The organism is Shewanella fidelis ATCC BAA-318 (assembly GCF_000518605.1).
Taxonomy (GTDB): Bacteria; Pseudomonadota; Gammaproteobacteria; order Enterobacterales; family Shewanellaceae; genus Shewanella; species Shewanella fidelis.
On the sequence record NZ_KI912460.1, the window covers coordinates 54333 to 66910 of the forward strand.

At 43.2% G+C, this 12578-nt stretch carries 10 protein-coding genes and 1 tRNA gene; 1 reads left to right on the forward strand and 10 read right to left on the reverse strand.

Annotated features, from left to right (window positions below):
* Positions 1 to 182: 182 nt before the first annotated feature.
* Complete coding sequence (locus L884_RS0118045; protein WP_028768804.1) at positions 183 to 2699, forward strand: TonB-dependent receptor; 2517 nt, start codon at positions 183 to 185, stop codon at positions 2697 to 2699.
* 82 nt (positions 2700 to 2781) lie between these two features.
* On the opposite strand, the gene gloA is transcribed toward L884_RS0118045, so the two are convergent.
* From gloA to L884_RS0118100, 10 genes are all read right to left on the reverse strand, one after another.
* Complete coding sequence (gloA, locus tag L884_RS0118050; RefSeq protein WP_028768805.1) at positions 2782 to 3192, reverse strand: lactoylglutathione lyase; 411 nt, start codon at positions 3190 to 3192, stop codon at positions 2782 to 2784.
* A gap of 327 nt (positions 3193 to 3519) precedes the next feature.
* A complete protein-coding gene (gene nth / locus L884_RS0118060; RefSeq protein ID WP_028768806.1) occupies positions 3520 to 4161 on the reverse strand; it encodes an endonuclease III in 642 nt (213 codons plus the stop codon).
* Between the two features lie 69 nt (positions 4162 to 4230).
* A complete protein-coding gene (locus tag L884_RS0118065; RefSeq protein ID WP_028768807.1) occupies positions 4231 to 4926 on the reverse strand; it encodes an electron transport complex subunit E in 696 nt (231 codons plus the stop codon).
* Positions 4919 to 5557 carry an electron transport complex subunit RsxG gene (gene rsxG, locus L884_RS0118070; RefSeq protein ID WP_211239214.1) on the reverse strand — a complete coding sequence of 213 codons (639 nt, stop codon included), beginning with the start codon at positions 5555 to 5557 and terminating at the stop codon, positions 4919 to 4921. Before rsxG ends, L884_RS0118065 begins: the two co-directional genes overlap by 8 nt.
* A gap of 18 nt (positions 5558 to 5575) precedes the next feature.
* Positions 5576 to 6628 (reverse strand): electron transport complex subunit RsxD, encoded by a 1053-nt coding sequence (gene rsxD, locus L884_RS0118075; RefSeq protein ID WP_028768809.1) that lies wholly within the window; start codon positions 6626 to 6628, stop codon positions 5576 to 5578.
* A 3-nt stretch (positions 6629 to 6631) separates the two neighbouring features.
* A complete protein-coding gene (gene rsxC, locus L884_RS0118080; RefSeq protein WP_028768810.1) occupies positions 6632 to 9202 on the reverse strand; it encodes an electron transport complex subunit RsxC in 2571 nt (856 codons plus the stop codon).
* Positions 9196 to 9765 (reverse strand): electron transport complex subunit RsxB, encoded by a 570-nt coding sequence (rsxB, locus tag L884_RS0118085; protein ID WP_028768811.1) that lies wholly within the window; start codon positions 9763 to 9765, stop codon positions 9196 to 9198. Before rsxB ends, rsxC begins: the two co-directional genes overlap by 7 nt.
* A 2-nt stretch (positions 9766 to 9767) precedes the next feature.
* Positions 9768 to 10346: an electron transport complex subunit RsxA gene (gene rsxA, locus L884_RS0118090; RefSeq protein ID WP_012277028.1), complete on the reverse strand. Its 579-nt coding sequence runs from the start codon at positions 10344 to 10346 to the stop codon at positions 9768 to 9770.
* A 107-nt stretch (positions 10347 to 10453) separates the two neighbouring features.
* Positions 10454 to 12370: an EAL domain-containing protein gene (locus L884_RS0118095; protein ID WP_028768812.1), complete on the reverse strand. Its 1917-nt coding sequence runs from the start codon at positions 12368 to 12370 to the stop codon at positions 10454 to 10456.
* 126 nt (positions 12371 to 12496) lie between these two features.
* Positions 12497 to 12572 (reverse strand) — tRNA-Asn (locus L884_RS0118100).
* Between the last annotated feature and the right edge of the window lie 6 nt (positions 12573 to 12578).

A 12578-nucleotide genomic window follows, 5' to 3' on the forward strand; every position in this document is an offset into this window, starting at 1 on the left:
ATTAATTGCACGTAATCAGTTCATGTTAGTTTTCTTTTTGTTTACTGCCTATTAACAGGAATGGCTTGATGGTTAAAGAATTGCTCGATTGACGCTTTAAACGTGAAATTGCAGTATCGATACCAACGTCAGGCATAACAAATGACGTATATAAAAATAATTAGGTTAGGGAGTACAACATAATGAACAGACCATCTAAATTGGCCTCTGCGATCAAGTTTGGCTTGATCGCTTCGGTTTCAACCACGGCATTCACAGCATCTAATACCGCTTTTGCAGAAGAAGTAGGCGCAGATGTAGAACGCATCGCTGTTACCGGCTCCCGTATCCAGCGTCAAGATATGGAAACAGCTTCTCCAGTTACCGTTATTGGTGCAGAAGAGATCCGCGCTGAAGGTTTTACCACTGTAGATGAATTGCTACAAGCTCAAACATCAATGGGTGGTAAGGCAGTTGGTTCAAGCACAAACAATGGTTCAGACGGTGTAGCGCAAGTTGACCTACGTGGTATGGGCTCACAACGCACCTTAGTACTGTTAAATGGTCGCCGTATGGTGAACTCAGGCTCGGGCGCAGATAGTGCTGTGGATCTAAACTCAATTCCTGTAGCTATGATCGCTCGCGTTGAAATTCTAAAAGATGGTGCCTCTGCAGTATATGGTTCTGATGCTATTGCTGGTGTAGTGAACATTATCACCAAGAAAGATTTCGAAGGTTTCCAAGTTGATGTTCAAGGCGGCATGACCGACCAAAGCGATGGTGAAAACGTTGAAGTTAGTGCGCTATATGGCTTTAACACTGATACGGGTAACTTCACTTTCGGTGCCGCGTACTCAGAGCGTAAAGGTGTAATCCAATCGGATCGTGATTGGACTGATCCAGGTAGCAGCTCATTCATTCCGAATGGCTCTTTAGGCGGCAAAGTTAAAGATGAAAATGGTAACTGGGTAGACCGTGAAGAAGGTTACGACTTTACTCAAGACAGTTTTTATCAAACGCCAAGTAAGCGTTACAGTTTATTTGCAAACATGACGCAAGAGCTTGGTGATGACATCGTGATGACTGGTGACATTTTATATACTAAGCGTAAGTCAAACCAGCAGCTAGCTCCTCAGCCAGCTAATATCATGCTTGATGTTTGTGAAGCTGGTGATGATCCTGCGACCTGTTTTGAGCTTGATCAAGACATGATCGATGCGGGTATTACACCGGATAAAAACGGCCAAGTTAATTACAGAAAACGTATGAATGACGTTGGTCCACGTATCTATACTCAAGATACTGATACTTGGCGTGTTTCTGCTGGCCTTGAAGGTTCTTTAGATATCAATACTGGCATGAACTGGGATATGTCATATACCTACGGCAACAACAAAGCTAAAACAGGTGTAGAAAACTCAATTAATGCAAACCTAATGGCAGAAGCTATTTATGCTGATCAGGATCCGTGGCTAACAGGTCAACCTATGACAGATCAAGATCTGCTTGATAGCGTATCTTATGATGAGCAAGCTGATGGTGGTAACGAGCAGCATGTATTCTCTGCTGGTTTAAATGGTGAGCTATTTGACTTAGACGCAGGTGCAGTAGCATTCGCAATTGGTGCAGAATACCGTTATGAAAGTGGTTACTACAATCCAGATCCGATTGTTGTAGCGGGTGAAAGTACTGCGGCGCAGCAAGATCCAACTGATGGTAGCTACAATGTTATTTCTGTATTCCAAGAAGTGAGCGTACCGTTTACAGATAAGCTAACCGGTGAATTTGCACTACGTTTTGATGACTACTCAACATTCGGTAACGCATCAACTTGGAAGATTGGTCTTACTTATGAAGCGACTGATGAGTTAATGCTTCGTACAGTAGCTGCAACAGGCTTCCGTGCACCTAGTGTAAGTGAGCTATACGGTGGTAACTCAGGCTCGTACGATTACCTAGTGGATCCATGGGGTAATGAGAAAGATCCTCAGATCTTAGTTAACTACTCATCAGACGAAGATCTTAAGCCTGAAGAGTCAGAGTCTTATACAGCCGGTTTGGTTTACTCACCAAGCTACATTGATGGTATGTCGCTAACAGTCGATTACTGGCGCTTTAAAGTGAAGAACGCAATCACGCGTCTTGATACTCAAGCTGGTTTAGATGCATGTTTTGCGGGTGATGCATCGGCTTGTGAAACATTCAACATTGGGCCTGATGGTGATCTGTCTAACTTGACTAACTCGCTAACTAACGTTGGTTTCCAAGATACAAGCGGTATTGATTTCAACTTAGCGTATAAGTTTGAAGCACTAAACCTTGACTGGACTGTGAGTAACGATACCACTTACTTGTTGAACTTTGAGCAAGACGGTAAAGAGTACACTGGTACTATCGACGGTAACTTCGGTGCTTACGCAGAAGTTCGTAACAACTTTAGCATTAAAGCTGGTCAAGATGATTGGAGTGTTATGTACTTCAACCGTTACATCGGCGAAATGGATGACTTAGCAACAGGTGATACTGTAGATTCAGTTCTTTACCACAACCTATCAGCATCTTACTTCATCAATGATGCTTGGATGCTAAGTGCTGGTGTTAAGAACTTTACTGATGAAGAGCCATCAAAAGTGTCTAACGGTAGTGACGGTGGTACCGTACCAGAAGTTTACGACGTAATTGGTCGCACATACTTCGCTGGTGTGACAATGAAGTTCTAATAGCTATGCTATTTAGCTAAAACAAAAGCGCCGTAAGGCGCTTTTTTATTGGGCTTAAAACGGGGAGGTATACTAATTGGTATTAACCTAAACCGTTTTCAGCAGAGCTCATTTGAATGAACTCAATTTTATAGCCGTCAGGATCTTCAACAAACGCAATTTCAGTTGTGCCACCTGCAACAGGACCTGCAGGGCGAATAACTTTGCCACCGGCTGCGGCAATAGCTTCACAACGGGCGTAGATGTCTTCTTCGCCAATGGCTATATGGCCAAAGGCATTACCGTGATCATATGACTCTGTACCCCAGTTGTAAGTCAGTTCGATCACAGCACTGCCGCTTGATTCTTCGCCATAACCTACAAAGGCTAATGTGTATTTGTATTCCGCATTTTCACTTTGTCTTAGTAGCTTCATGCCTAAGACGTTAGTGTAAAACTCGATACTGCGCTCTAAATTGCCGACTCTTAACATAGTGTGGAGTAACTGGGCCATTTTGCTTCCTATTTATTGTGGTTATTTATAATTGAATTATAACTATTTTCTGATTGCTGGATACATTTTGTAAAAATTGCGCTAGATCAATTTTATTAGTAAGCACTAGATCACAAAAGCTCTAAAATCGGCTGAGAAAGTCGCATTTTTCTTATAGTATTAGCCAAATACTACAAGGAGAACATTATGCAAACTGAATTAAAAATGGCGCTTGGCCTTACTGCAGTTATCGCTGCGTTTTTAACTGTTTTCTTTATCTGTATGTACTAAACATATCGATATTAAAAAGCCGCTAAACGCGGCTTTTTTGTTATTTGTTAATTGGTATTACTCTTCAGGGTAGACTTTATCTTTAAACTCACATAAGTCTTCAATGATACAGCTACCGCATCTTGGCTTACGGGCGATACAGGTATAACGTCCGTGAAGGATCAACCAATGATGAACATCAACTTTAAACTCAGCCGGTACCACTTTTAACAGTTTCTTTTCCACTTCAACAACGTTTTTGCCCATAGCAAATTTGGTGCGGTTAGCAACACGGTCAATATGGGTATCAACGGCTATTGTAGGCCAACCAAACGCAGTATTGAGTACAACGTTTGCTGTTTTGCGTCCAACGCCAGGAAGCGCTTCTAACGCTTCTCTGTTCTCAGGCACTTCACCATTATACTTTTCAACTAAGATTTCGCAGGCTTTAACAACATTAATGGCTTTATTGTTATATAAACCAATGGTTTTTATATACTGTTTTAAGCCTTCTACGCCAAGGTCTACAATTGCTTGCGCTGTATTGGCCACCGGAAACAGTTTATCGGTGGCTTTGTTAACACTGACATCTGTTGCTTGGGCAGATAACGTCACAGCAACGAGCAACTCAAATGGGCTAGAGAAATTTAGCTCAGTTTCTGGGTGAGGATTATTCTCCCTTAGTCTTTCTAAAATTAAGCGGCGTTTTTCTGCGTTCATTGTACGTTCTCGTATTTTTATTATTTATTGCTTATTACGTAGCTAGCTTTGCTCTAATTAACCTTTGCTTTAATTTACCTTAGTTATACGCGCGCGAGCAGGGGCTTCTTGAGCGACTTTAGGTTGCTTATTTGCAATATATTGGTCAATGACATTTTTAAGAGCAATGAGTAAGCCCATCCCGATAAATGCCCCCGGTGGCAACATGGCGAGTAAAAAGCTGGTATCAACTTGCCAGATGTGGATCGTCAGTGATTTGGCCCATTCGCCCAATAGTTGATCTGCACCATAGAATAAGGTGCCTTGACCTAAAATTTCACGACTGGCACCGAGGACGCATAACACTAGTGTGAAGCCTAGCCCCATCATCAAGCCGTCAAATGCTGATTTAACAACGTTATTGCGTGAAGCATAGGCTTCTGCGCGGCCGATGATCACACAGTTGGTGACAATCAGCGGCAAGAAAATCCCTAAAGATAGGTAGAGGCCATAAGCATAAGCATTAATCAAAAGTTGCACTGTCGTCACTAGCGCAGCGATGATCATTACAAACACTGGAATACGGATCTCTTTAGGTACAAAGTCGCGTACCAAAGAAACTAAAATATTTGAGCCGATAAGGACTAACATCGTAGCCAAGCCTAAACCCAGCGCATTGGTAAGGGTGGCAGTTACGGCAAGTAATGGACATAAGCCTAATAATTGGACTAATCCAGGATTATTTTTCCATAATCCTTGCTTAGCAACTTCTTTGAAATCACTCATTTCCTACCTCACAATTTGCTGGAGCAGACAGCAATGTGGCTTTATTGGCATTAAAGTATTGCACTGCTTTTTTCACGGCTTTTACGTAAGCGCGCGGGGTAATGGTCGCACCTGTGAATTGGTCGATGTCGCCACCATCTTTTTTAACGTTCCAGCGTTTGTCTGCGTCAGAAAGTAAAAATAGCCCATCAAAAGACGTAACCCAGTCTGATTTTCTTAGTTCGATTTTATCGCCAAGACCTGGCGTTTCTTGGTGAGATAATGTGCGAACACCTAACACTTCACCGGTATGGCTAATACCTATAATTACTTTAATATTACCGTTGTAGCCATCAGGAGCAATGGCTTCAATAGCAATGGCTACGCCTTCACCATTCATTGTCGCTATGTAAGCAGGTAAGGTGTCCTCAGTGCCTAAAAACTCTGCTGAGGTTAAGCCAATACAGTGACTGGTTAATTGGTTATCATGAATTTCATCAGGGATGATCTGATGCAGCACTCGAGCAAGTTCTTGTTGCTCTTGCTGCTTAATTTTGTCGTAGGTAAATTGATTAACGATAGCAACTAGCCCTGTACAAAGCAGCGCAAACAAACCAAGCAATAAACCATTTTTCAACATAGATTTTTTCAAAATAAAGTCTCTTTATGCTTAATGACCGGTTCTATGACCATAAGTGCGCGGTTTGACGTAATAATCGATAAAAGGTGCACACAGGTTTGCCAGTAATACAGCAAATGCAAAGGCATCAGGATAACCACCAAAAGTGCGAATAACATAAACTAATACGCCTATTAGTGCGCCAAAAATCAATCTGCCACGAACACTGGTCGCCGCAGTAACTGGATCGGTTGCAATAAAAAATGCGCCAATCATAGTTGCACCTGAAAAGAGTTGCATTAGCGGTCCGACATGGGTGTCTGGACTGAGTAAGTAACCAAAGCTACTACAGATAAATAATGAACCTAGGATGGCAGCGCTGATCTGCCAGCGGATAACCTTAAGTTTCAGCATGACTAAGCCGCCAAGCAGATAAGCCATATTGACCCAAAACCAACCTACGCCAAAACCATCGGCAAAGGCGGGTTTTGCAAGGCTTTCTGTCATGGTCAATCCCAATGCCAAATCCGTTTTGACCGTATCTAGTGGCGTGGCCATCGCTATACCATCAAAACCTAATTTGTATTGCTTGAGCTGCTCAGCTGACATAGAGCCGAATATGGCTTGCAGCGTTAGATTTAGATCCATCGGGTTTTGTGCGATAACGCTTGGTATAGACCAGCTTGTCATTTGCACCGGAAACGATATCAGCAACATGACATAAGCAGCCATGGCTGGGTTAAAGATATTTTGTCCCAAACCACCATATAGTTGTTTCACCAATACAATGGCAAACAAGGTGCCAATAACCACTAACCACCAAGGGGCTATGGGAGGAATTGCAACAGCTAATAAAATAGCGGTTAATACGGCGCTATTGTCGCTGATGGTTGGTAATACAGCACGTTTACGTAATGCTAAAACAGCGGCTTCTGCGGCGAGCGCCACCGATACCGCTAGCAGTATTTGTACGAGCACGCCAAAGCCAAAGAAATAGCTTTGTACTGCAATTCCAGGTACGGCGCACATGATCACTCTGCGCATAACCGTTTGAGTTTGAAGTTTTACCCTCAAATGTGGTGACGAGGCTAACTTAAACGCCATTATTTATTCCTTTTCCTGCAATTTTGCCTGTGCTTTTTTAGCCTTAGCTTTAGCAATTGTGGCGGCAATACGGGCTTTCTTTTGCTGTTCAGCAGTTAATTCTGAAGCAGAACCTTGGGTTGTTGAGATCGCATCGTCAACTTCAGCAGGTTGTTTTTGCTCTGTTTGAATTGAATCAACGGTGGCTTGGCTTAGTTTTTTAGCTTTGGCTTTAGCAACTGCTGCAGCGATTTTGGCCTTTTTATCATCAGCGGCTGTAACCTCAGTGACTGCGTCTACTGAATCGCTAGGCTTATCGTCAGTTGCAAATTGTTGGCTTGCTTGCGTTTTCGCTTTAGCTCGCGCAATGTCAGTAGCGACTTTAGCCTTTTTATCATCAGCGGCAGGGACTTCATTAACTGCGTCTACTGAATCGCTAGCCTGGTCGTCAGCTGCAAGTTGTTGGCTTGCTTGCTTTTTCGCTTTAGCTCGTGCAATGGCAGCAGCGACTTTGGCCTTTTTATCATCAGCGACAGGGACTTCAGTGACTGTGTCTACTGAATCGCTAGCCTCGTTGTCAGCTGCAAGTTGTTGGGTTGCTTGCTTTTTGGCTTTAGCTCGCGCAATGGCTGCAGCGACTTTGGCCTTTTTATCATCAGCGGCAGAGACCTCAGTGACCTCGTCTACTGAATCGCTAGGCTGGTCGTCAGCTGCAAGTTGTTGGCTTGCTTGCTTTTTCGCTTTTGCTCGTGCAATGGCTGCAGCGACTTTGGCCTTTTTATCATCAGCGGCAGTGACCTCAGTGACCTCGTCTACTGAAGCGTTAGCCTTGTCGTCAGATCCAAGCTGTTGCTGGGTTGCTTGCTTTTTCGCTTTTGCTCGTGCAATGGCAGCAGCAACTTGCGCCTTTTTATCACTTGCAGCGGTTTGTTCTGTATTAGCGTCAGGAGCTGTATTATTGGCCGCTGCTTTTTTAGCTTTAGCTCGTGCTAGTGCTGCGGCTATTTGCGCTTTTTTATCAGCTATATCATTGCTGGCGGCCGGCTCCGAGTTGGCTTCGGCTGCTTTTTTCGCTTTAATTCGCGCCATGGCTTCTGCAACGGCGTTTTTATCGCCACTAGACATACTTGATTTACGGCGTGCAGCTGCTTCTTTCGCTTTTGCTTCACGGGCAAGTTTTTCATCTTCAAGGCGTTTTAATCGTGCTTCAAAGCGTTGTTTTGCGAAATCAGCCTGACGTTTTTCTTCTGTTTGAGTACGAATTGCAGATTTGGCGATACGATAATATTCAACCAGTGGAATATCACTCGGACATACATAACTACAACACCCACACTCAATACAGTCATGTAAATTAAAGCTGGCTGCCTTGTCATACTCTTCGGCTTTTGCATGCCAAAACAGCTGTTGTGGCAACAAGAGTGCAGGGCAGGCGGTAGCGCATTCGCCACATCTAATACAAGGCTTCTCGGCTGTTGAGTCGGCAATTTCTGTATTATCAGGCAATAAAACACAGTTTGTGCCTTTGAGTACCGGTGCTGCGAGATCTGGCAGGTTATGACCCATCATAGGCCCGCCAATAATTACTTTATCTGTAGCTAAATTGCCGTTGAAACCTAAGGTGTTAAGAATATGCTCAATTGGGGTGCCAATAGGAACCCAGTAGTTACCTGGTGTTTTACTATTTAAGCCGGTTACCGTAACGACTCGACTGGTGAGTGCTTTACCATGATTAACGGCATCGTTAATTGCATAAGCTGTTGCCACGTTTTGCACAAGCATGCCGAGTTGTGCCGGAATGGCCCCTGATGGAACCTCTTGACCCGTCAAAATTTGGATTAACTGTTTTTCACCGCCAGAAGGATACTTAGTCGGTACAGAGGTAATACGTGTGGTGCCATTATCTAAGCTACTGCTATTGAGTGCATGTTGCATAGCCTCAATCGCTTCAGGCTTGTTATCTTCAATTGCAATTATGATGCGTTTGGGGCTAATTAGTCGTTGAATAATTGCCACACCCGCTAAAATCTCATCGCTATGCTCTTGCATCAAGCGGTCATCAGATGTGATATAAGGTTCACATTCAATACCGTTAATGATGACAAGCTCAATTTCACTCGCGGGGTTTAGCTTGATGTGCGTAGGGAATGCCGCGCCGCCAAGACCTGCAATGCCTGCTTGTTGGATGATATTGAGAATATCTTGGTTTGAGCGCTCGCCTTGATCTGCATGATGCTCAACAGACTCATCAAGTCCATCGGCTTCAATGACACAGCTCAGCACTTCAATACCGGAGGCATGGTTACTCGGCATAGGCTTAATCGCTGTGATTGTACCAGATGTTGGTGCATGAACTGGGCAGTAAGCAAAGCTAGTACCACTGGTAAGTGGTTGGCCTTTCAATACGCGCTGATTAACTCCTACTGCCAGTAAGGCGCTGTCACCAACTTGAGTAAGAGGCAACACGAAATGTTTGGCAAGTGGCAACTGACTAATCGCTGTTTGATTAGAAAGAGTTTTCAATTCAGGTGGATGCACGCCGCCGTGAGAGCGCCAAAGCGTTCCTTTATCAATTTGCTCTAATAAAGTTAACACGACGTATCCTCTTGCAACTGTTTAACGGGAATCGCATTTAGCTGCCAATCCCAGGTTTTCATGGTTTGTTCTACAGGTAACATATCAATGCAATCGACTGGGCAGGGAGCAACACATAAGTCACAACCGGTACAATAGTCAGTGATTACCGTGTGCATTAGCTTACCTGAGCCTAAAATGGCATCAACCGGACAGGCTTGAATGCATTTAGTACAACCAATACATTCATCTTCTCTGATGTAAGCGACTTTCTTAACTTGCACTTCTTCGGTTGCGTTGAGAGGCTCAGGCTCGACGCCCATCAGATCCGCAAGTTTTTCCATGGTGGCAGTGCCGCCTGGAGGGCATTTATTGATCTTATCGCCATTAGCGATAGCTTCAGCATAAGGACGGCAGCCTGGGTAGCCACATTGACCACACTGAGTTTGTGGTAGTAATGCTTCTACTTGATCTGTAAGTGGGTTACCCTCAACTTTGAATTTTTCAGCAGCAAACCCAAGCAATACTCCAAATACAAGCGCGAGTATTGTCAGGACGACAATAGCAATAACAATACCTGACATGATTATTTAACCAATCCTGTGAATCCCATAAAGGCGAGGGACATGAGTCCTGCAGTTACCATGGCTATTGCACCACCTTTAAAGGGAGTCGGCACATCAGCAGCGGCTAAGCGCTCTCGCATGGCAGAGAAAAGCACTAACACCAGTGAAAAACCAACTGCAGCACCGAAACCAAAAATGGCCGATTCGATAAAACCATGTTTCTCATTGATATTGAGTAATGCAACCCCGAGAACGGCACAGTTGGTCGTAATTAGTGGTAAATAGATCCCGAGTGCTCGATGTAGCGAGGCACTGGTTTTTTGCACCAACATTTCGGTAAATTGCACAACAACGGCAATGACCAGAATAAAACTCATGGTGCGTAGGTAGCCAAGATCGAAAGGCAATAGCAGATACTGATTGACCAAATAGCTGAGAATAGATGCTAGCGTCAAAACGAAGGTTGTTGCCATTGACATGCCTATGGCAGATTCGAGTTTGCTCGATACCCCCATAAACGGACAAAGGCCAAGAAATTTAACTAATACAAAGTTGTTGACGAGCACAGTGCCAATCAATAGTAGGAGATATTCACTCATCTCTATTCAATTTTTTAGACAGAATTGACCCTATTATCGGCTTTTCCTTAGGTATTAACAACACATAGAAAGCATGGATAAAAAGTTTGCTCTATTATTGAGCAAAATTAGGCTGAGTGTTGGTTTTTTCCCTCCAGTAACAGAGGTGTTGGTTTAGCAATATAGAAGCCTTGTAATCCATCGATTAACATCTGCTCCATAATTAATTTATCTTCTTGATTTTCAACGCCTGTCGCTATGACTCTAATAGCCAATTTACGTGCGATATCAATGATCATCTTAACGAAGAATCGATTCTGTGGATCTGAGCTAATACCTTGAGTGTAACTATGATCTAGCTTAATAAAATCCGGACGGACCTCTTTAAAGAATTTAAACGATGTAAAGCCTAAACCAAAACGCTCAATCGAAACCCGTGCGCCAACACTGTGCACTTGATTTATAAAGTGATATGTGGCGCTTAAGTTTGATTGCATACCTGACTCGTTAACTTCAAATACCAGTCTAGCGGCGACATGACGTTGCTGAACCAAAACATTTTTCAACCAGCTAACAAAGGGCTTTTTAGTTGCTGAAGCGGCACTAATATTAATACCAATAAGTCCGGTGATACTCGATGATTGCATCAATGTGTGAATCGCATTCAACACGATTAACTTATCGATCTCCTCACTCATACCATGACGCTCAGCCATCGCGATAACGGTTGTAGTGGGGAATAATTTCCCTTCGCTATTATAAAAGCGTGATAACAGCTCGCGGTATGATTCAACATCATTGCGACAGGGGCGAATTGGTTGTACAAAAAACTTAACCGCTTTACGTCTGATCAGTTCATTGATCGCTACTTTCCAGCGGCTCTCACCAAATAGTTCGTCTCCGGTGAGCTTTTCTTGAATATGATAGCTATTGGGCCCTAATGTTTGCGCAATACTGACGGCGGTATCGGCCAGCGTCATCAAAGAGACTGCATCATTTTGTTGAGAATAGGGGACCAGGCCAATATGAGCTATCGATGCGGTGCCAATGTGCTGTTGATATTCGTTAAAACCAGTTTTGATATGGCTGGCGATTTGCGCTGATTGTTTAATGTTGCAATTCGGCAGTACGACTGCAAAATCGGCAGTGGAAATGCGATAGAATTGTGCTTGTGACATGGATTTGAAAGCAGTTCTTAGCTCATTAGCGATTCTTGCTAAATAATCATCACCACCTTCACGACCCACCATTTGATTTATCGTACCTAGCTCTGTTGCCTTTATGATAAATAAGTGACCAACTTCATCTTGATTTGGCTGACAAATTTCATTCAGTTTCTCGGTAAAACGTGCCCGTGTGCCAAAACCCGTTATAGGATCTTGAAACGCAGTTTTACTCAGCTGTTCATTGTCTTGTTCAAGTTGGTTTATTTTCGATTTTAAGGTTTTCTGGCTTTGCTCAAGAGCAGTAGCAATAATGCGGTAATCGCTTTTTAAACGCGATAACTTGATGGCGTCGAAAGAAAGGTTGCCGAGATCTTCAATTTTCGCGGCGATATATCTTTGATTACTTTTTTGTCTAAGGGTTAGCATGGTGTAGCTGAGACTAATGATGAAAAAGCTTGCCCAAATAATCAAAAGTTGTAGCTGAAACTGGCTAGTTGTTTGCTTTAACAAGGTCTTATTAGAAAGCTTTACTTGCAATCGACCAGCCGCTAACACATGGGTTTCTGCAATATTGCTAGCAAACAAGGATGTCAACAATGAAGTGGGGGCAGATCCAAGCGAGCCATGGGTGTAGTTATTGTTGCTATCGTTACTGTCAATGTACTGAAAAAATTGAAAGTCAACTTGCGGTTTCATTAACGCATATAGCGCCTTACCTTCACCTTGCCAGTTCTCTTGCTCGCTGATTTTATTTATATAGCTTTCTAGTAAATCATTATTTTGTAACGATAAGTTTTGCTTCTCCTGTTGAAAGCTCAATAGGGTGATCGCTGTAAATATCAATAGTAGCAATAGTTGGAATAGCTTAGATGTCGGCATAAGAATCCGTTCAATGCAAAATGTCTAGCAAACGTAGATAAAACGAGTTTGCAGCATTATAAACAGATTTTGATGCTCAATGTAACTTGTTTGTTATTTTTGGAAAGTGAAGAACTAAGATTAGGTTGGCTCCCCAGACTGGACTTGAACCAGTGACATACGGATTAACAGTCCGCCGTTCTACCGACTGAACTACAGGGGAATCGTA